This is a genomic window from Rhizobium rosettiformans (assembly GCF_016806065.1).
GTDB lineage: Bacteria > Pseudomonadota > Alphaproteobacteria > Rhizobiales > Rhizobiaceae > Allorhizobium.
The window spans coordinates 1,746,661-1,765,396 of sequence record NZ_CP032405.1 but is presented as its reverse complement, the minus strand read 5'-3'; the positions used below and the strand labels follow the sequence as shown (position 1 = coordinate 1,765,396).

Below are 18,736 nucleotides of genomic sequence, written 5' to 3'. Positions count from 1 at the left end.
ACCGGCCCACGGAGCAGATTTTTCCACGGATCAAGCCCGCTGCGGCATGGCTATGCTGGCAAGGACGGGTCGGCAGGCGTAAGCTCGCGCCAACCAAATCACCAGGGAGAAACCCATGACTGAGCAGAAGAAACCCGGCCGTGGACGCGTCTATGGCTCAATCACCGAAACGATCGGCGATACCCCGATCGTCAGGCTCGACAAGCTTGCCAAGGAAAAGGGCGTGAAGGCGCATCTGCTCGCCAAGCTCGAATTCTTCAACCCGATCGCCTCGGTCAAGGATCGTATCGGTGTGGCCATGATCGAGAGCCTGGAAGCCCAGGGCAAGATCGTGCCTGGCAAGACCGTTCTCATCGAGCCGACATCCGGGAATACCGGCATTGCGCTTGCCTTTGCGGCGGCGGCCAAGGGTTATCGCCTGATCCTCACCATGCCCGAGACAATGTCGATCGAGCGCCGCAAGATGCTGGCCCTGCTCGGTGCCGAGCTTGTCCTGACCGAGGGCGCAAAGGGCATGAAGGGCGCCATTGCCAAGGCACAGGAACTGGCCGAGACCACGCAGGATGCAATCATCCCGCAACAGTTCGAGAACCCCGCCAATCCGGAAATCCATCGCAAGACGACAGCCGAGGAAATCTGGAACGACACCGACGGCCAGGTCGATATCTTCGTCTCCGGCATCGGTACGGGCGGCACCATCACCGGCACCGGCCAGGTGCTCAAGAGCCGCAAGCCCGAGATCAAGGTCGTCGCCGTCGAGCCGGCCGACAGCCCGGTTCTCTCCGGTGGCAATCCCGGCCCGCACAAGATCCAAGGGATCGGCGCGGGCTTTGCGCCAGCGATCCTGGATACCCATGTCTATGACGAGGTCATCACCGTGACCAATGACGAAGCTTTCGAAAATGCGCGTCTCGTTGCCCGCCTTGAAGGCGTGCCGGTCGGCATCTCCTCGGGTGCCGCGCTGACGGCGGCGATCAAGCTTGGCCAGCGTGAAGAAAATGCCGGCAAGACGATCGTCGTCATCATTCCGTCCTTTGCCGAGCGCTATCTGTCGACGGCGCTCTTTGCCGGTCTCGGCGAGTGAATTGATCTGATGGAACGCCGGGGCCTCTCCGGCGTTCTCCTTCCGATTGCGGGCGTCTCTTTACCGGGTTAGGGTGATTTCCGAAAGATTGAATGCATCTTCTGGGGGCACATGCGCGCATTCCTACAACGCCTGCCGGCCTTTGCATCCGTAGAAGACCGCCTGTCGCCGAGCAAACTCATCGCGACCTATGTTGCGAGCCTGATCGTCTTTGCTATCGCGCTTGCCGTACGCGCCTGGTTCGACCCCGTTCTGCCTGCTGGCTTTCCTTTCCTGACTTTCTTCCCCGCCGTCATCATTTGCGGCTTTGTCGTGGGGCTGCGCCAGGGGATTCTCGTCGCCGTCCTCTCCGGCCTGTCCGCCTGGTATTTCTTCATCAGCCCCGGCCGCTTTGACTTTTCGATGGGCACTCTGCTTGCCATGGGTCTCTACGTCTTCGTCGTGACGACCGAACTGACGATGATTTACCTGGTAACTCGGGCCTACCGGCAGGAAATCAGGACGCGGGAAGAAATCCAGCGGCTTGCCGAACAGCAGGAAGTCATGGCCCAGGAGCTGGACCACCGACTGAAGAACATTTTCGCGACCATCAATGCGATCATCAGCCTCTCCCTCAAGAATGCCTCAAGCGCCGATGAGCTCGCAGCGCGACTGCGTGACCGCTTGACCGCGCTCGGGCGGTCGAATCTCCTGTTGCGTGGTTTGCGGCAGGGAGAAGACGCCTCTCTCCAAGTCGTGGTTGACCAGGCGCTTGAACCCTTCGCAATTGTCGGAACTCCCCGCTTTACCGGGCATGGTCCGCGCGTCCCGATCGGCGGGCAGACCGTCGTCGTGCTCAGCCTGATCCTGCACGAGCTCGGCACCAATGCGGCAAAATACGGTGCCCTCAGCGTTGGCCATGGCCAGGTATCCCTGACCTGGGACATCGAAATGGCCCAAGACGGAACAGAGCAACTGGTCATGCGCTGGCGCGAAAGTGGCGGTCCACCGCCCCATGCGCCACAGCCGGGATCGGGCGGTTTCGGCTCCACCCTGATGAAACGCGTCATCGCTGGCGTGCGCGGCCAGACAGAGATCACCTATCCGGAGACCGGAGCTGAGGTGCGCCTCACGCTTCCGGTCGACATGCTTCGCCCGACGGCGTTGCCAGGCTAATTATCGCCTTCTCCTATCCCGACCCGTGCTTTCGACCCCTCCTCCTAAAGATCGCCGGTCACGCGGCGGCTGCCAGCCGTTCGGAGGCGATGCGGTAAGAGATCGCCTCGGCCAGATGGATCCGCCCGAGGGTTTCCACCCCATCGAGATCGGCAAGGGTCCGCGCCACCTTCAACACCCGGTGATAACCGCGCGCCGAAAAGCGGAATTTCTCCGCAGCATCGCGCAACAATTGCAGCCCCGAGGCATCCGGCTCGGCCAGCGTCTCGATCAGCGCCGTCGAGCAACGGGCATTGGTGCTGAAGGGCAGACCAAGGCGCTCGAAACGATCCCGCTGACGGGTGCGGGCCGAGGCGACGCGTTTCGCCACCTCCGCACTGCTTTCAGCCGCGCGAGGCCGGATCAGATCCGTGGCCGAGACGGCAGGCACGTCGATGCGGATGTCGATGCGGTCCATCAGGGGTCCCGAGATGCGGCCCTGATACTCGGTCTGGCAGCGGATGCCGCGCGCGCAGACATGGCCAGGCTCGCCCGCCATGCCACAACGGCAGGGGTTCATGGCCGCCACCAGCTGAAAGTCGGAGGGATAGGAGACCCGGTGGTTGGCGCGGGCAATGATACATTCGCCGGTTTCGAGCGGCTGGCGGAGTGCATCGAGCACGGGCGGCGCAAATTCCGGTAGTTCGTCGAGGAAGAGAATGCCGTGATGGGCAAGCGACGCCTCACCGGGTTTGGCCTTCAACCCGCCGCCGACAAGAGCCGCCATGGTGGCGGAGTGATGCGGCGTGCGGAAGGGTCGGCGATCGGAGAGCTTGCCGCCGGATAGCTGCCCCGCGATCGAATGGATCATAGAGACTTCGAGCAGTTCTGCCGCAGAGAGCGGCGGCAGGATCGACGGCAGGCGCGCAGCCAGCATCGACTTGCCCGAGCCTGGCGGGCCGACGAAGAGCAGATTATGCCCGCCCGCGGCTGCGACCTCCAGCGCCCGCTTGGCGCTTTCCTGACCCTTGATGTCGGCGAGATCCGGCAGGTTGGCCGCAAGCGCCCGGATCGATGGCTCCGGCCGAGAGAGCACTTGCGTGCCCCTGAAATGATTTGCCAGCGCGATCAGGCTGCGCGGGGCGAGAATATCGATCTCGCTGCCGGCCCAGGCGGCCTCGGCGCCGCTGTCGGCCGGGCAGATCAGCCCCTTGTCCATGGCGTTGGCGCTGATCGCCGCAGGCAGAGCCCCCGCGATCGGCGCGATCGTGCCGTCGAGATTGAGTTCGCCGATCACGAGAAAGCCCTGCAGTGCATCCCCCGGGATGGCGCCGAGAGCCGCCATCAGGCCAAGGGCAATTGGCAAATCGAAGTGCGATCCTTCCTTGGGCAAATCCGCAGGTGCGAGATTGACCGTCACCCGCTTGGCGGGGAGCGCCAGACCCGAGGCATGCAGCGCCGCCTGGACCCGTTCGCGGCTCTCGGCCACGGCCTTATCCGGCAGACCGACGATCTGCATGCCCGTCTTGCCGGGCGCGACCATGACCTGAACCTCGACGGGCACGCCTTCTATGCCCTGGAATGCAACCGTACTGACACGCGCTACCATTGCCCGCCCTCGCCGATCGATCTGAAGCCATCACTGCAACTTCATATTGCGTGTGACGACGGGAACAATCTCGCATAAGAAGCAATCGAGCGCAAGAACATTTGCGGAACATCTGCACCTGCAGATAGGCGCAGGGTTGCATCCGGTTGAACGACCGGAACGGCAACCGAACTTCCGAAAAGGATTCAGCGGGTTAGGCGCGCTTGCGTTCGATCGCATCCCAGAGGAGGGCTGCGATATCCGCACCGCCGAACTTCTTCACCTCACGAAGTCCAGTGGGCGACGTCACGTTGATTTCGGTCATGTAGTCGCCGATCACGTCGATGCCGACGAGCAGAAAGCCGCGCTCGCGGAGAGCAGGACCGATGCGGGCGCAGATTTCCCGCTCGCGCGCGGTAAGCTCGGTCGGCTCCGGCCTGCCGCCGGCATGCATGTTGGAGCGCGCATCGTGTTCGGCAGGAACGCGATTGATCGCGCCGACAGGCTCGCCATCGACGAGGATGATGCGCTTGTCGCCCTTGCGCACAGCCGGCAGGTAGCCTTGCGCGATGAAGGGTTCGCGGAACATCTGGCCGAACATTTCCATCAGCGAGGAGAAGTTGCGGTCGTCGCGGGTCGAGTGGAAGACGCCCGCGCCGCCATTGCCGTAAAGCGGCTTCAAAATGATGTCGCCCTGCTCTTCCCGGAACCGGGCGATCTCGGCGGGATCCTTGCTTATGAGCGTTGGCGGCATCAGGTCGGCGAATTCGGTAACGAAGATCTTCTCGGGTGAATTGCGCACCCAGGCCGGGTCGTTGACGACGAGCGTCTTCGGATGGATGCGCTCGAGCAGATGCGTCGAAGTGATGTAGGCCATGTCGAATGGCGGATCCTGACGCAGGAGGATGACATCCATGGTCGAGAGATCGACGCGTTCCAGCGCGCCGAGGGTGTAGTGGTCACCCTTGACGTCGCGCAGTTCCATCGGCTCGACGGTTGCGAAAACCTTACCATCGCGCATCGAGAGCCGGTCAGGCGTGTAGTGGAAGAGCTTGTAGCCGCGGTTCTGGGCCTCGATGCTCATGGCGAAGGTGCTATCGCCCGCGATGTTGATCGTGGATACGTGATCCATCTGGACGGCGACGTTTCTGATATTGGCCATGAGCTATCCCCTGCGATTGCCCAGCAGATTTAGGCGGCGCGCCGCGCGAAGGCAACGCCGCCGACCTTGAATTTTGCTGAAGCGATGGTGAAGCCCGGAACGCTCAGGCGAAGACCCGCTCGGTCTCCTGCGCGACCGGCTGCCTATCCGAAGGCGGCAGACCCGCGTTCAGCCGGCGCCCGGTATCGGCGGAGAAGACATGCAGCTTGGACGGGGAGATGCGCAGCGAAAGACGTTCGCGCAACTCGACATGCGAGGCGACGACCGCCGTCATCGGCTGACCTGCGACCAGACCATGGACCAGACGCTGAGCGCCGAGTTCCTCGACATAGTCGATTGCCAGCGAAAACTGCGCATCGTTCTCATGCGTCAGAACGAGATCCTCGGCGCGCATTCCAAGACGGACCGGACCGTCCGACCAAGCACCGTCCACGGGAAGCACGACATCCGCGAAGTGAAGCTGTCCGCCTTCGATGCGGGCATCCACGAGGTTCATGGCCGGGGAGCCGATGAAGCTCGCGACGAAGGTGGAGGCAGGACGGTTGTAGACTTCGAGCGGCGTGCCGATCTGCTCGATGCGGCCACCGTTCAGGACCACCAAGCGATCGGCAAGCGTCATCGCTTCCAGCTGGTCATGGGTGACGTAGATCGCGGTCGTCTTCAGCCGCTTCTGCAGCTTGCGGATTTCGCCGCGCATGGTGACGCGCAGCTTGGCGTCGAGATTGGAGAGCGGCTCGTCGAAGAGGAAGACGGCCGGCTTGCGGACAATGGCGCGGCCCATGGCGACGCGCTGGCGCTGGCCGCCCGAAAGTGCGCGCGGCTTGCGCTCGAGATATTTCTCGATCTCCAGCATTTTCGCGGCTTCCGCGACGCGCTCGGCAATTTCCGTTTTCGGTGTGCCCCGGTTCTTCAGGCCGTAGGCGAGATTGTCGTAGACGGTCATGTGCGGATAGAGCGCATAGTTCTGGAAGACCATGGCGATGTCGCGATCGGCTGGCTCGACCTCGTTGACCACCCGGTCGCCGATCAAGATCGTGCCTTGGGAGATTTCCTCCAGACCCGCCACCATACGCAGAAGCGTGGACTTGCCACAGCCGGAGGGGCCGACGAGGACGATGAACTCGCCGTCCTCGATCTGGATGTCGACGGTATCGACGGCCTTGGCGCCGCCCTTGTCGTAGATCTTGCAGACTTCGTTGATGTCGATGGACGCCATGGTCGGCACTCCCTTTACTTGTCGGTTTCGGTGAGGCCCTTGATGAACCAGCTCTGGAACACCACCACCACGATGACGGGTGGCAGCAGTGCGAGCACGGCCATGGCAAAGGCTTCGTTGTAGTCGGGGATCTGCGATCCGACCCAGACCTGCAGGATCTGCTTGATGCCGCGCATCAGCGTGTAGAAGCGCTCGTCGGTGGTCATCAGCATGGGCCAGAGATACTGGTTCCAGCCATAGACGAACATGATGATGAAGACGGCGGCGATCATGGTGCGCGACAGCGGCACCAGCACGTCGATGAAGAACTTGAAGGGACCGGCGCCGTCGATGCGGGCTGCCTCCAGGAGTTCGTCCGGCACGGACTTGAAGAACTGCCGGAAGAAGAAGGTGCCGGTTGCGGATGCGAGAAGCGGCAGGATCAGGCCCTGATAGCTGTTCAGGAGCGAGAGGTCGCTCATCACCTTGTAGGTTGGCATGATGCGCACTTCGAGCGGCAGGAGCAGCGTGGTGAAGATCAACCAGAAGGCAAGGGTCGCAAAGCGAAAGCGGAAATAGACGATGGCATAGGCCGCGAGCATCGACAGCACGATCTTGCCGATGGCGAAGCCAAGCCCAAGGATCAGCGAGTTCATCGCCATGGTCAGCCCCGTCACCTGGCCGGTGAAGCCGCCGGACTTGAAGAGCACCCTGTCATAGGTCTCGGTGAAATCATCGCCGATCGACAGCATCAGGCCATTGGTGTGGATTTCGGCTGCCGAATGGGTCGAGGTGGTGAAGGCGACGACCAGCGGCCCGAGCATGAAAATTACGCCGGCCATCAGGATCAGGTGATCGAAGAATTTGGTGCGGTACATGGCGCTCTCCTCAACCGTAGTGAACGCGGCGTTCGATGAAGCGGAACTGGATCATGGTCAGCACCAAGACGACCAGCATCAGGATGACCGACTGGGCCGAAGACGAGCCAAGGTCATTGCCGCGGAAACCGTCGAGATAGACCTTGTAGACCAGCGTGATCGGGTTGTTCGCCGCCTTGTCCTTCACGATGACGTCGATGACGCCGAAGGTGTCGAAGAGCGAATAGGTCATGTTGATGACCAACAGGAAGAAGGCGGTCGGGGTAAGCAGCGGCAGGATCACCGTCCAGAAGCGGCGCGTGCCGGACTTGCAGTCGATGGCCGCCGCCTCACGGATCGAGGCCGGAATGCCCTGGAGGCCCGAGAGGAAGAAGATAAAGTTGTAGGGGATCTGATTCCAGACGGCGACCGCTACCATGGCGAAGGCCGTGTCGAAATAATTGAGGCCGACCTTCATGTCCCAGCCGAAGAACGCGGCGAATTTCACGAAGGGGCCGATATGCTGGTCAAAGATCATCATTCCGATTAGGCCGGCCACCGGCGGCGCGATCGCATAAACGACGATCAGCAGCGTCTTATAGGCCGATTGACCGCGGATCACCGCATCCGCCTTGAGAGCGAGCAGCATGCCGATCGAGAGAGCCAGGAAAGTGACGATCAGGCTGTAGCCGATCGTGAAGCGGGCGATCCGCTGGTATTCCGGCGAGGCGAGCGCATCCGTGTAGTTGTCGGCACCGACAAAGCTCGAACCAAAGCCGAAGGGATCCTCGATATAGAAGGACGAGGTGATCGCCTGCATCGAGGGCCAGTAGAAGAAAATGGAGATGATCGCGAACTGTGGCAGCAGGAACAGATACGGCAGATATCGCGAGTTGAACTGGACGCGCTTCATGGAGCCCTCTCAATGCAAGTCCCGGGGGCTTGTCGCCCCCGGGTCCCAATCAAGTTTCAGAAATGATCAGCCAGCGGTCTTGGCGAAGCGGGCGAGAAGCTCGTCGGCTTCCTTCTTGATCGTTTCCATGGCGTCCTTAGCCGTGGTCTCACCGGCGAAGAGGCGGTTGTATTCGCGCTCCATCACGGCCCGGATCTGCGGGTAGAAGCCCAGGCGATAGCCCTTGTTCCACTCGGCGGTCGGCAGCTGCAGCTGCTGGATGCCAACTTCGGCAGCCGGCTTTTCGTTGTAATAGCCTTCCGACTTCGACAGCTCGTAAGCGGCGTTGGTGATGGCAACGTAGCCGGTGGCCTGATGGTAGAACTTCTGGACTTCGGTCGAGGTCAGGAAGTTGAAGAAGGAGGCCGAGCACTTGTTTTCTTCAGCCGACTTGCCAGCCATCGCGAAGAGGGCAGCACCACCGATGAAGGAGTGGACGCCAGCGCCTTCGATCGAGTTCCAGTAAGGCAAAAAGGTTGCCGAGAACGGCATGGTCGCGGTCTTCTGCAGGCCGCCGAAGGAGCCCGACGAACCGATCCAGAGAGCAGCTTTGCCTTCTTCGAAGACCTTCTGGTTGTCGTTCCAGGCAGCACCGTAATAGCCGAACAGGCCCTGATCGTACCAGGCCTTCAGCTTGTCATACATCATGACGTGGTTTTCGTCGGTGACGTTGATCGTCGTGTCGACGATGCTGTCATAACCGTTGTTGTTCGAAGCGAACTGGATGTTGTTGCGCGAGAAGAAGTTCTCGGTGAACTGCCAGGTGAGCTGCGACTGGACGAGCGGGATGAAGCCGGCTTCTTTCAGCTTCGGCGCGATGGCTTCGAACTCTTCCCAGGTCTTCGGGGCTTCGACGCCGGCCTTCTGCAGGGCTTCGTCGTTGATGTACATGATCGGCGCCGAAGAGTTGAACGGCATCCCGACGAACTTGCCTTCGCTATCGGCGTAGAAATAGCGGACACCTTCGATGAAGGCTTCGCGGTTGAATTCGAAACCGTTGTCCTTCAGGAGGTCTTCGGCTGCGATGGTCGCGCCCTTGGCGTTGATGATCGTGGCGGCACCGGCATCGAAGACCTGCAGGATGTTCGGCTGTTCGCCCGAACGGAAGGCGGCGATGCCGGCCGACAGGGCTTCTTCGTACGAGCCCTTGGAGACGGGCGTCAGAGCGCATTCGCTCTGGGCTTCGTTGAACTTCTGGGCGATCTCGTTGATGACCTCGCCGTTACGGCCGCCCATGCCGTGCCACCAGGTGATGTTGGTCGCGGCAAGCGTCGTCGATGCGGTCATGGTCAGGGCCAGAGCGGCCAGGGAAATCTTCTTGATCATGGGTTAGATCCTCTCCACCGGTTGTTGCGGTGAGGGCTCCATTAGGGCCGCTCCATGACAGCGACTTGAAAGTTTTGTGTCAGAGCTGTCACAAAACGAAGGTTTCATTATTTGCGGTTCGAAAGTGAAACGAAGCTAAAATGCGCCCTCGAAATGGACCGGCCAGCGCCATGGCCGCACGACGATGATATCATGTCGAAGTGACAACCGTGTTGCATCGGATTGCCTGCGAAGCCAATGATCTGCGGCATTGGCGATGCGGCGCTCAGCTGCGTAGCCGACGGCATCGACGCCTGAGCGCAGATCTCGTCTGGCTTTCACTTCGACGAAAATGACGAGATCGCCACGACGGGCGATGATGTCCACTTCGCCAGCCTTCGTCTTGTAGCGCAGCGCCACGATCCGGTAGCCCTTGAGGAGGAGCGCGAGGGCGGCTCGGTATTCCGACCAGCGGCCCAGCCTCTCGGCGCGGATACGTTTTTGATCCGCGCCTTTGGGTCTCATGCGGCACCCTTGAGTTCCAGGAGCCGCTGGTAAAGCTCCTTGCGCGGCAGGCCGGTCAGCTTTGCGGCTTCCGTTGCGGCCTTGGCTGTCGGCATGGTGGTCGATAGCTCGGCGAGCAGGATATCGACATCGGCGGCGTCGGGCGCAGCATCGGGAGCGGGTGGGCCGATGACCAGCACGATCTCGCCCTTGACCGTCTTGTCGGCATAATCAGCGGCGAGATCGCCGAGCGGACCTCGGCGGAATTCCTCGAAGGTCTTGGTCAATTCGCGGCAGACGGAGGCCGGCCGATCCTTGCCCAGTTCATCGGCCGCCGCGACCAGCGTGTCGCCAATACGATGCGGGGACTCGAAGAAGATCAGCGTTGCCGGCACCTTGGAAAGCTCGCGAAGTCGGTCCCGTTTCGCCTTGTCCTTGGTCGGCAGGAAACCGGCAAACAGGAAAGCGTCGTTCGGCAGGCCGGAACCGACAAGGGCCGCGAGCGGTGCGGAAGCGCCTGGGATCGGCACCACACGGTGGCCAGCTTCGATCGCCAGCTGGCCGAGGCGATAACCCGGGTCGGAGACGAGCGGTGTTCCGGCATCCGAGACGAGGGCGACGGACTTGCCGGCTTCGAGGGTGGCGAGCAGACGCGCACCTGCCTCGTCTGCATTGTATTCGTGATAGGCATAAGGCCGGTTCTCGATCCCGTAACGGTCGAGAAGGACGCGGGTGACCCTTGTGTCCTCGCAGGCGAGCACATCGGCACCAGCAAGCGTTTCCAGCGCGCGGATGGTGATGTCGCCGAGATTGCCGATCGGGGTCGCGACCAGATAAAGCGCTGGCTCCAGCGGCCGCGCCGCAATCGACGTGTCGTTCAGGCGATAGCGCTTGGAAGTCTGCGCCGTGGCGGCATTTTTGTCTTCAGTTGTCATGCGGCCTTTATCCTCCACCCCCATGCTCGCGGCAAGGGTGCCCAGCCCATAAACCATTCCGATAATCTTGGCGTGGGACGAACGTGGAAAACCTTGGAGCCTCTTGCTTTTCCCGCAGATTTACTGCCATTTTGCCCGTCCACATCGTCCGGCCCGGGGACTGCCCGGCCCCTATTTTCCGATCCGGAACTCCGGAAGACGACACGTCGAAAGCGGTAGCATCCCATGCGTATAACTCTTGAACGGTCCAATCTCCTCAAGTCCCTCAATCACGTGCATCGCGTGGTCGAGCGTCGCAACACGATCCCGATCCTGTCGAACGTGCTGCTGAAGGCCGAAGGCGCCGAACTGGACATGAAGGCGACGGACCTCGACCTTGAGATCACCGAAGGCACGCCGGCCATGGTCGAGCAGGCAGGCGCCACCACCGTTCCGGCCCATCTGCTCTATGAAATCGTGCGCAAGCTGCCCGACGGTTCCGAGGTTCTGCTCGCAACGAACCCGGATGGCGGCACGATGACGGTCGCTTCCGGCCGCTCGAAGTTCTCGCTGCAGTGCCTGCCGCAGTCGGACTTCCCGGATCTCACCGCCGGCACCTTCACCCATTCCTTCAAGATGAAGGCATCCGACTTCAAGATGCTGATCGATCGCACCCAGTTTGCGATCTCGACCGAAGAGACTCGCTACTACCTGAACGGTATCTTCCTGCACACGATCGAGGCAGGCGGCGCCTTGAAGCTGCGCGCCGTTGCCACCGACGGCCATCGTCTGGCCCGCGCCGATGTCGATGCCCCCTCGGGCTCGGAAGGCATGCCCGGCATCATCATTCCGCGCAAGACGGTCGGAGAGCTGCAGAAGCTCATCGACAATCCGGATCTCACAATCGGCATCGAGATTTCCGATTCCAAGATCCGTCTCTCCATCGGCTCGGTCGTCCTGACCTCCAAGCTGATCGACGGCACGTTCCCGGACTACCAGCGCGTCATTCCGCAGGCGAACGACAAGGAAATGCGGGTTGATTGCCAGACGTTTGCACGTGCCGTCGACCGCGTCTCGACGATCTCGTCCGAGCGTGGCCGCGCCGTGAAGCTGGCGCTCGCCGACGGCCAGTTGATGCTGACCGTCAACAATCCGGATTCGGGAAGTGCGACGGAAGAAGTCGCCGTCGGCTATGAAAGCGACGCAATGGAGATCGGTTTCAACGCCAAATATCTCCTCGACATCACCGCCCAGCTTTCCGGCGACGATGCGATCTTTCTGCTTGCCGATGCCGGCTCTCCGACGCTCATTCGCGACACCGCCGGCGCCGACGCGCTCTATGTCCTGATGCCGATGCGCGTGTAACGCGCCCAGGGCTCAGACAGGAATTTTGCCCACTTGCGTCATTCTTTCTTGCGTTTGCGACAACTTGGCCCAAAATTGTCGCATTCGGCTCGCAGCAATCGAGCAGCAACAAGAAGAGGGACGATCATGGCCATCCGATTGAAGGAACGGTTCGAGAAGAAATTCGACGAAGAAATCCGGTTCTTCAAGGGCATGATGCAGGGTCCAAAGCTCGTCGGCGCGATCGTGCCGACGTCGTCCGTGACGGCAAAGCGCATGGCGAGTGTCATCGAGCCGAAGTCCGGCTCGCCGGTGCTCGAGCTTGGCCCCGGCACCGGGGTCATCACCAAGCAGATCCTGGCGCGCGGCGTTCCGGCAGAAAAGATCGTTTCCGTCGAATATTCCGAGGATTTCTACCGCCGACTCGTCGAGGATTATGCGGGCGTCAACTTCATCCACGGCGATGCCTTCGACCTCAAAAACATCCTCGGCGACTTCGCCGACAAGACCTTCGACTGCGTGATATCGGCCGTACCGATGCTGAGCTTCCCGATGGAAGCGCGCATCCAGCTGCTCGAAGATCTGCTGTCCCGCATCCCAGAAGGGCGCCCGGTGGTGCAGATCACTTATGGTCCGGTGTCGCCGATCATCGCCAAGCCCGATCGCTACCACATCCAGCATTTCGACTTCGTCGTGCGCAACATCCCGCCGGCCCAGCTCTGGATCTATCGCAAGGCCTGAGCCTTCTTCGATGTTTGGCCTCTACATCACGCACCCGCAGGTGCAGATCGACTCATCGGTTCCGGTACCGGACTGGGGCCTTTCGGCCGTGGGTCGCGCACGGGCGGAAACTTGCGCCAGACAGCCTTGGGTGCAGCGCCTGACGCGCATCATCAGCAGCGGAGAACGCAAGGCGATCGAGACCGCAGAGATCCTTGCCGCCACCGCGGGGCTCCGGATCGAAATCGACCCGTCTACCCACGAGAATGACCGCTCTGCCACAGGATTCCTCCAACCTTCCGATTTCGAGAAGGCCGCGGACTGGTTCTTCGCGCATCCGGAGGAAAGTTATCGCGGCTGGGAGCGTGCAACAGATGCGCAGGCGCGCATCGTCGGGGCTGTGAACGCGATCCTTGCGACGCACGACGCGAACAAGCCGATCGCATTCATCGGTCACGGCGGCGTCGGAACCCTGTTGAAATGCCATATGTCCGCCACTCCGATCAGCCGGCAGAGAGATCAACCTGGGGGCGGTGGCAATCTTTTTTGCTTCTCCCTTGCAGACCGACGCATCTCATGCGACTGGACGGCCATGGAGATCTGGCAGGAGTCTTAAACTTGAGCGCACGTCACCGTCTCATCGTCGGACTGGATGTTCCGACCGTCCAGGAAGCGGAGCGGGTCGTTTCCACGCTCGGCGACAGCATCTCCTTCTACAAGATCGGCTATCAGCTCGCCTTTGCCGGCGGGCTGGAATTTGCCCGTGACCTCGCGAAAGAGGGCAAGCAAGTCTTCCTCGACATGAAGCTGCTCGACATCGATAACACGGTGGCATCCGCAGTCGAGAACATCGCCCGCATGGGCATGACCATGCTGACCCTGCACGCCTATCCGAAGGCCATGGCGGCTGCGGTCAAGGCGGCCGAGGGCTCGGGCCTTTGCCTGCTCGGCGTCACGGTGCTGACGTCCATGGACGAACAGGATCTGACCGATGCCGGCTATGAATACGATCCGCATACGCTCGTGCTGAAACGCGCCGAACAGGCGCGCATCGCCGGCATGGGCGGGATCGTCTGCTCGGCGGAAGAGGCGTCGGCCGTGCGTGGCGTCGTCGGGCCGAAACTGGCGATCGTTACCCCCGGCATCCGCCCGGCAGGTGCCGACAAGGGTGACCAGAAGCGCGTGATGACGCCATCCGACGCCATCGCCGCCGGCTCGAGCCACCTCGTCGTCGCCCGCCCAATCGTCAAGGCCGAGGATCCAAAGGCGGCAGCGCTCGCCATTCTCGCCGAGATGGACGAGGCGATGGCCAAGCAGGCATAATCAAAGACAAACCGGGAGGACGTTATGGCCAAGGGATACTGGATCGCACGCGTCGATATCCGCGATGCGGAGCGCTACAAGGATTACGTCGCCGCCGCAAAGCCGGCCTTCGAGACCTATGGCGCCAAATTCCTCGCGCGGGGCGGTGCCTATACCCTGCTCGAGGGCGACGGGCGGGCGCGCAATGTGGTGGTCGAATTCCCATCACACCAGGCCGCCGTCGACTGCTACAATTCGCCGGAGTACCAGATCGCCGCCAAGATCCGCCAGGAAGTGGCGGACGGGGAAATTGTGGTTGTCGAGGGCATCTGAGCCCGCCCTGACCCTGCGCCTCAATGTCCGGCGGATGCGGCCTTGACGGGCCTTTCCCCCGCCGGACGATTCGGTTAAGAGAGGCCAGCCAGATCGCGCATATCGTGTGCGCCTATATATAGTTCAGGGGAGCCGTCCATGACCTTGTCCAACCTTCCGCCGCTCGTCACCGTCTTCGGGGGCTCGGGCTTCGTCGGACGGCATGTCGTCAGGGCACTCGCCAAGCGCGGCTATCGTATCCGCGTCGCCGTTCGCCGCCCTGATCTCGCAGGCTTCCTGCAGCCGCTCGGCAATGTCGGCCAGATCTCTTTCGTCCAGGCAAACCTGCGCTATCGCTCATCGGTCGATGCCGCGGTCCAGGGCGCCGACCATGTCGTCAACTGCGTCGGCATCCTCTTCGAAAGCGGCCGCAACGGCTTCGATGCGGTCCAGGATTTTGGCGCCCGCGCGGTTGCTGAAGCCGCCCGCTCGGTCGGCGCGACACTGACCCACGTTTCGGCGATCGGTGCCGATGCCAAGTCGGACTCGGTCTATGCCGCGACCAAGGGCCGTGCGGAAGCCGCCGTCCAGTCGATCCTGCCCGACGCCATCATCTTGCGTCCGTCGATTGTCTTCGGTCCGGAAGACGGCTTCTTCAACAAGTTCGCGGCCATGGCCCGCATCGCGCCGGCCCTGCCGCTCGTCGGCGGTGGCAAGACCAAGTTCCAGCCGGTCTATGTCGGTGACGTCGCCGAAGTCGTGGCGCGTGCCGTCGACGGCTCGATCGCCCGGGGCAAGATCTACGAACTCGGCGGCCGCGATGTTGCGACTTTCAAGCAATGTCTCGAGATGATGCTGGAAATCGTCGGCCGCAAGCGTGCGCTTGTCACGCTGCCTTTCGGCATCGCCTCGCTGATCGGCAGCATTGCCTCTGCCGTGCCGCTGATCACCCCGCCGCTCACCAGCGACCAGGTGAAGCTGCTCAAGAAGGACAATGTCGTCTCGGCCGCCGCCAAGGCGGAAGGGCGCACGCTGGAAGGCCTCGGCATCGAGCCGGTGACCATGGCCGCAATCCTGCCGACCTATCTCGTGCAGTACCGCGTGCATGGCCAGTACACCGGGACCGGCAAGGCGGCCTGAGGCCGCCTTCAACACTGGGTGATCGTCTCGCCGTTGCACAAAAGACGCAGCTAAACAAAGACCTGCGTTAACCCCGGATAAAGCAAGATCGCCTATTGATGGCGGTCGTGGCAATGCGTAAAGACTGGCCCCCAACGGCCGGCCGGAAACATGTGCCAGCCCTTCATCTCAGTCAGTTTCAAGAGGCATTTTCATGGGCAAGCCTATCGCACTGTTCTTCGCATGTGCGGCACTGGTCATCATCGCCGGCTCGTTCCTGGCGCCGACCACTGTCGCCGCCCGAAAGGACAATTGCTCGCCCGCCTATGGCATCGATCCGTGCTCGACGGCTTCGATCCCGCCGACCAACTGATCTCCCAAAATCAAAAAGGCCGCCCCTCGGGACGGCCTTTTTTCTTGCCTCGGCTCTGCCGGCCTTAGCCGGTGATAAGCAGCCCGAGGATGCCTGCTGTGCCGATGACGATGCGCCACCAGGCGAAGGGCGCATAGCCTCGCTTCGAGATGAAATTCAAAAGCCCCCTGACGACGAAGAGCGCCGAGACGAAGGCCGCCACAAAGCCGATTGCGATGATCAGGGTGTCGTCGACAGTCAACGCGTTACGGTTCTTGTAAAGATCGAGCGTGAACGCGCCGAGCATGGTCGGCATGGCCAGGAAGAAGGAAAACTCCGCCGCCGAGCGCTTGTCGGCACCCAGCAGCAGCGCGCCGACGATCGTCGCGCCCGAGCGCGAGGTGCCAGGAATCATCGCCACGCACTGGCAAAGGCCGATCTTCAATGCGAGCGACAACGGGTATTCCGCCACGTCGTGGTATTTTGGCTTGAGCGGCAGGCGGTCGATCCAAAGCAGGACGAAGCCGCCGAGGATCAGCACCACGCAGATCAGCATCGGCGTCTCGAAGAGCACGGTCTTGATGAAGTCATGTGCGATAACACCGATCACGGCAGCAGGCAGAAAGCCCAGAAGGACCGCGCCGACGAAGCGGCGGCTCTCGGCACTGGTCGGGAGCGATAGCGCGATCTGGAGCAGCTTGGCGAAGTAGACGCTGAGGATGGCGAGGATCGCGCCCAGCTGGATCAACACGGCAAAGGTGTTGCCTGGCGATTCGAAACCGAGGAAATGGCCGGCCAGCAGAACATGCGCGGTGGATGACACCGGCACGAACTCGGTCAGGCCTTCGATGACGCCGAGCACGAGCGCGCTGATAATGGATTGATCTTCCATGAGGTCTCCTTCTAGGGGAAGGCAAAGTGATTTGCTTGTATTGCGGGGGCCGAAACCCTATAGCTTGGAAGCCGCGCCGATGACCAGCCGCTTCGACAGCCTGCGCTGCGGCCACTGAAAAATCCGAGAATTCGAGTTCCGATGCCGACCCTGTATCATCACACGATGTCCACCGCGTCCCGTTTCATTCGACTGGTCCTGTCCGAATACGGCTTCCAGACGGATCTGGTGGAGGAACAGACCTGGGAGAAGCGCAAGGAGTTCCTGGCCTTCAATCCCGCCGGTACGCTGCCCGTCTATGTTGACGACAATATGCGCGCGCTTTGCGGCCCGACCATCATTTCCGAGTTCATCGACGAGACGCATGGCGTGTTGAAGCGCGACCGGCGGCTCTTCGCGGAAGACCCGTTCCAGCGGGCAGAGATCCGCCGACTGACGGAATGGTTCCTGCAGAAGATGGAGCAGGATGTCACCAAGCCACTGGTGCGCGAGCGGGTGCACAAGCTGATCATTCCCAATGGCCTCGGTGGCGGTGCGCCCGACTCCAAGGTTCTGCGCACGGCGCGCTCGAACATTCGCCATCACATGAAATACCTGACCTGGCTTTCCGGCTCGCGTCAGTGGCTCGCCGGCGACCGCATCAGTTATGCCGACCTCTCGGCGGCGGCAGCCATCTCCGTGCTCGACTACCTCGGCGAAATCGACTGGAACGAGTTCCCGGTCGCGAAGGAATGGTATCAGCGCATCAAGTCGCGCCCCTCCTTCCGCCCGCTGCTGACAGAGCGCGTGCGCGGCATCACGCCGGTGTCGCATTACGCCGACCTCGACTTCTGACGGTTATCTTCATGGACGAGCCGCAGATCGATCCCAAGATCCGGAAGCGGCAGGCAGAGCTCACGCGTTTCCTGCGTCAGGAGGCCCATGCACAGGGCTTCGATCTCTGTCGCATCACGCTGCCGGAGGCCATTCCCGAAGCGCCCGCAAGGCTCGAGACCTTTCTTGAGGCCGGACGACACGGCACGATGGCATGGATGGAAGAGACAAAAGAGCGCCGCGCCGATCCGCGCGTCCTCTGGTCGGATGTGCGCTCCATCGTCATGTTCGGGATGAACTACGGTCCGGACGAGGATCCGCGGCACTTGCAGTCGCAGACCGATAAGGCGGCGATCTCCGTCTATGCCCGCAATCGCGACTATCACGACGTGATCAAGGGACGCCTCAAGGAAGTGGCGACGCGCTTTGCCGCGCGTGCGGGCGAAGACGTGAAGGTCTTCGTCGATACCGCACCCGTCATGGAAAAGCCGCTTGCGGCGTCAGCCGGCCTCGGCTGGCAGGGCAAACACACCAATCTCGTCAGCCGCGACTTCGGCTCATGGCTCTTCCTCGGCAGCCTGTTCACCACGGCCGAACTCGAGATCGATGCACCCGAGCGCGACCATTGCGGCTCCTGCCGAGCCTGCCTCGACGCCTGCCCGACGGACGCCTTCCCGGCCCCCTACCAGATCGATGCGCGGCGCTGCATTTCCTATCTCACGATCGAACACAAGGGGCCGATCGACCGGGCGCTGCGCCCCGCCTTTGGCAACCGCATCTATGGCTGTGACGACTGTCTCGCGGCCTGTCCCTGGAACAAGTTTGCCGCAGCCGCCCGCGAGATGAAGCTTGTCGCCCGCGATGACCTGAAGGCGCCCGAGATCGCTTTCTTTCTGACGCTGGACGATCCGAGCTTCCGCACCTATTTCAGCGGCTCGCCGGTCAAGCGGATCGGGCGGGACCGCTTCGTGCGCAATGTGCTGATTGCAGCCGGAAATTCCGGCTCTCTCGATCTGGCGCCGGCCTGTGAGAGGCTGCTGACGGACGGCTCGGCTGATGTGCGTGGCATGGCCGCCTGGGCGCTGTCCAGGCTTCTGCCGGCGGATCGCTTTGCCGCCCTGCAGAGCGCGCATTTGATGACGGAAACGGACGAGCATGTCCGACAGGAATGGACGACGGAGAGCTGA

20 protein-coding genes are annotated in these 18,736 nt (G+C 61.9%); 11 read left to right on the top strand and 9 right to left on the bottom strand.

From position 1 onward, the window contains the following. The first annotated feature begins 115 nt into the window (after positions 1–115). Both cysK and D4A92_RS08420 read left to right on the top strand, forming a co-directional pair. Positions 116–1,084 carry a cysteine synthase A gene (cysK, locus tag D4A92_RS08425; protein WP_203019261.1) on the top strand — a complete coding sequence of 323 codons (969 nt, stop codon included), beginning with the start codon at positions 116–118 and terminating at the stop codon, positions 1,082–1,084. 111 nt (positions 1,085–1,195) lie between these two features. Continuing rightward, positions 1,196–2,239: a sensor histidine kinase gene (locus D4A92_RS08420; protein WP_203019259.1), complete on the top strand. Its 1,044-nt coding sequence runs from the start codon at positions 1,196–1,198 to the stop codon at positions 2,237–2,239. 58 nt (positions 2,240–2,297) lie between these two features. On the opposite strand, the gene D4A92_RS08415 is transcribed toward D4A92_RS08420, so the two are convergent. The 8 genes from D4A92_RS08415 to rsmI form a co-directional block, all read right to left on the bottom strand. Beyond that, positions 2,298–3,827 (bottom strand): YifB family Mg chelatase-like AAA ATPase, encoded by a 1,530-nt coding sequence (locus D4A92_RS08415; RefSeq protein ID WP_203019257.1) that lies wholly within the window; start codon positions 3,825–3,827, stop codon positions 2,298–2,300. 193 nt (positions 3,828–4,020) lie between these two features. Then, positions 4,021–4,968, bottom strand: coding sequence for a glutathione synthase (gshB, locus tag D4A92_RS08410; RefSeq protein ID WP_203019256.1), 948 nt, complete (start codon positions 4,966–4,968; stop codon positions 4,021–4,023). A gap of 103 nt (positions 4,969–5,071) precedes the next feature. Next, positions 5,072–6,184: a sn-glycerol-3-phosphate import ATP-binding protein UgpC gene (locus tag D4A92_RS08405; protein ID WP_203019255.1), complete on the bottom strand. Its 1,113-nt coding sequence runs from the start codon at positions 6,182–6,184 to the stop codon at positions 5,072–5,074. Between the two features lie 14 nt (positions 6,185–6,198). Continuing rightward, the gene (gene ugpE / locus D4A92_RS08400; protein WP_203019254.1) at positions 6,199–7,041 is read right to left on the bottom strand and encodes a sn-glycerol-3-phosphate ABC transporter permease UgpE; all 843 of its coding nucleotides are present in this window, start codon (positions 7,039–7,041) and stop codon (positions 6,199–6,201) included. Between the two features lie 10 nt (positions 7,042–7,051). Then, positions 7,052–7,933, bottom strand: a complete 882-nt coding sequence (locus D4A92_RS08395; protein ID WP_203019253.1) for an ABC transporter permease subunit — start codon at positions 7,931–7,933, stop codon at positions 7,052–7,054. 66 nt (positions 7,934–7,999) lie between these two features. After that, positions 8,000–9,298: an extracellular solute-binding protein gene (locus tag D4A92_RS08390; RefSeq protein WP_006725010.1), complete on the bottom strand. Its 1,299-nt coding sequence runs from the start codon at positions 9,296–9,298 to the stop codon at positions 8,000–8,002. 135 nt (positions 9,299–9,433) lie between these two features. After that, positions 9,434–9,802 carry a YraN family protein gene (locus D4A92_RS08385; protein WP_203019252.1) on the bottom strand — a complete coding sequence of 123 codons (369 nt, stop codon included), beginning with the start codon at positions 9,800–9,802 and terminating at the stop codon, positions 9,434–9,436. Continuing rightward, entirely contained in the window at positions 9,799–10,716 is a 918-nt protein-coding gene (gene rsmI, locus D4A92_RS08380) for a 16S rRNA (cytidine(1402)-2'-O)-methyltransferase (RefSeq protein WP_203019251.1), read from the bottom strand. The genes D4A92_RS08385 and rsmI overlap by 4 nt, the downstream gene beginning before the upstream one ends. 225 nt (positions 10,717–10,941) lie before the next feature. On the opposite strand from rsmI, the gene dnaN reads away from it, so the two are divergent. The 7 genes from dnaN (at position 10,942) to D4A92_RS08345 (ending at position 15,865) form a co-directional block, all read left to right on the top strand. Further along, entirely contained in the window at positions 10,942–12,060 is a 1,119-nt protein-coding gene (gene dnaN, locus D4A92_RS08375) for a DNA polymerase III subunit beta (protein ID WP_006725013.1), read from the top strand. Between the two features lie 126 nt (positions 12,061–12,186). Then, positions 12,187–12,780, top strand: coding sequence for a phospholipid N-methyltransferase PmtA (gene pmtA / locus D4A92_RS08370; RefSeq protein ID WP_203019250.1), 594 nt, complete (start codon positions 12,187–12,189; stop codon positions 12,778–12,780). A gap of 10 nt (positions 12,781–12,790) precedes the next feature. Continuing rightward, a complete protein-coding gene (locus D4A92_RS08365) occupies positions 12,791–13,375 on the top strand; it encodes a histidine phosphatase family protein (RefSeq protein WP_203019248.1) in 585 nt (194 codons plus the stop codon). Positions 13,376–13,377: 2 nt separating this feature from the next. Continuing rightward, positions 13,378–14,082 carry an orotidine-5'-phosphate decarboxylase gene (gene pyrF / locus D4A92_RS08360; protein WP_203019246.1) on the top strand — a complete coding sequence of 235 codons (705 nt, stop codon included), beginning with the start codon at positions 13,378–13,380 and terminating at the stop codon, positions 14,080–14,082. 24 nt (positions 14,083–14,106) lie between these two features. Then, positions 14,107–14,394 carry a DUF1330 domain-containing protein gene (locus D4A92_RS08355; protein WP_076391610.1) on the top strand — a complete coding sequence of 96 codons (288 nt, stop codon included), beginning with the start codon at positions 14,107–14,109 and terminating at the stop codon, positions 14,392–14,394. Positions 14,395–14,532: 138 nt separating this feature from the next. Beyond that, positions 14,533–15,513, top strand: coding sequence for a complex I NDUFA9 subunit family protein (locus tag D4A92_RS08350; protein WP_203019244.1), 981 nt, complete (start codon positions 14,533–14,535; stop codon positions 15,511–15,513). Between the two features lie 193 nt (positions 15,514–15,706). Continuing rightward, positions 15,707–15,865 (top strand): hypothetical protein, encoded by a 159-nt coding sequence (locus D4A92_RS08345; protein WP_203019242.1) that lies wholly within the window; start codon positions 15,707–15,709, stop codon positions 15,863–15,865. Between the two features lie 64 nt (positions 15,866–15,929). Here D4A92_RS08345 and D4A92_RS08340 read toward each other — a convergent pair whose 3' ends face one another. Then, positions 15,930–16,736: an undecaprenyl-diphosphate phosphatase gene (locus D4A92_RS08340; protein ID WP_203019240.1), complete on the bottom strand. Its 807-nt coding sequence runs from the start codon at positions 16,734–16,736 to the stop codon at positions 15,930–15,932. A 141-nt stretch (positions 16,737–16,877) separates the two neighbouring features. Here D4A92_RS08340 and D4A92_RS08335 point away from each other — a divergent pair, with 141 nt between their 5' ends. Together D4A92_RS08335 and queG are read left to right on the top strand one after the other, a co-directional pair. Then, entirely contained in the window at positions 16,878–17,570 is a 693-nt protein-coding gene (locus tag D4A92_RS08335; protein ID WP_203019238.1) for a glutathione S-transferase family protein, read from the top strand. An 11-nt stretch (positions 17,571–17,581) separates the two neighbouring features. Next, on the top strand, positions 17,582–18,736 hold the full coding sequence (gene queG / locus D4A92_RS08330) for a tRNA epoxyqueuosine(34) reductase QueG (RefSeq protein WP_203019236.1): 1,155 nt from the start codon (positions 17,582–17,584) through the stop codon (positions 18,734–18,736).

Bases quoted from the DNA above. Each gene is read 5' to 3' on its own strand.
- D4A92_RS08385 (WP_203019252.1), bottom strand. From the start codon at position 9,802: ATGAGACCCAAAGGCGCGGATCAAAAACGTATCCGCGCCGAGAGGCTG.
- D4A92_RS08340 (WP_203019240.1), bottom strand. From the start codon at position 16,736: ATGGAAGATCAATCCATTATCAGCGCGCTCGTGCTCGGCGTCATCGAA.
- D4A92_RS08390 (WP_006725010.1), bottom strand. From the start codon at position 9,298: ATGATCAAGAAGATTTCCCTGGCCGCTCTGGCCCTGACCATGACCGCA.
- rsmI (WP_203019251.1), bottom strand. From the start codon at position 10,716: ATGACAACTGAAGACAAAAATGCCGCCACGGCGCAGACTTCCAAGCGC.
- ugpE (WP_203019254.1), bottom strand. From the start codon at position 7,041: ATGTACCGCACCAAATTCTTCGATCACCTGATCCTGATGGCCGGCGTA.
- D4A92_RS08365 (WP_203019248.1), top strand. From the start codon at position 12,791: ATGTTTGGCCTCTACATCACGCACCCGCAGGTGCAGATCGACTCATCG.
- D4A92_RS08345 (WP_203019242.1), top strand. From the start codon at position 15,707: ATGGGCAAGCCTATCGCACTGTTCTTCGCATGTGCGGCACTGGTCATC.
- D4A92_RS08355 (WP_076391610.1), top strand. From the start codon at position 14,107: ATGGCCAAGGGATACTGGATCGCACGCGTCGATATCCGCGATGCGGAG.
- D4A92_RS08405 (WP_203019255.1), bottom strand. From the start codon at position 6,184: ATGGCGTCCATCGACATCAACGAAGTCTGCAAGATCTACGACAAGGGC.
- cysK (WP_203019261.1), top strand. From the start codon at position 116: ATGACTGAGCAGAAGAAACCCGGCCGTGGACGCGTCTATGGCTCAATC.
- gshB (WP_203019256.1), bottom strand. From the start codon at position 4,968: ATGGCCAATATCAGAAACGTCGCCGTCCAGATGGATCACGTATCCACG.
- D4A92_RS08350 (WP_203019244.1), top strand. From the start codon at position 14,533: ATGACCTTGTCCAACCTTCCGCCGCTCGTCACCGTCTTCGGGGGCTCG.
- dnaN (WP_006725013.1), top strand. From the start codon at position 10,942: ATGCGTATAACTCTTGAACGGTCCAATCTCCTCAAGTCCCTCAATCAC.
- D4A92_RS08420 (WP_203019259.1), top strand. From the start codon at position 1,196: ATGCGCGCATTCCTACAACGCCTGCCGGCCTTTGCATCCGTAGAAGAC.
- D4A92_RS08395 (WP_203019253.1), bottom strand. From the start codon at position 7,933: ATGAAGCGCGTCCAGTTCAACTCGCGATATCTGCCGTATCTGTTCCTG.
- D4A92_RS08415 (WP_203019257.1), bottom strand. From the start codon at position 3,827: ATGGTAGCGCGTGTCAGTACGGTTGCATTCCAGGGCATAGAAGGCGTG.
- D4A92_RS08335 (WP_203019238.1), top strand. From the start codon at position 16,878: ATGCCGACCCTGTATCATCACACGATGTCCACCGCGTCCCGTTTCATT.
- pmtA (WP_203019250.1), top strand. From the start codon at position 12,187: ATGGCCATCCGATTGAAGGAACGGTTCGAGAAGAAATTCGACGAAGAA.
- queG (WP_203019236.1), top strand. From the start codon at position 17,582: ATGGACGAGCCGCAGATCGATCCCAAGATCCGGAAGCGGCAGGCAGAG.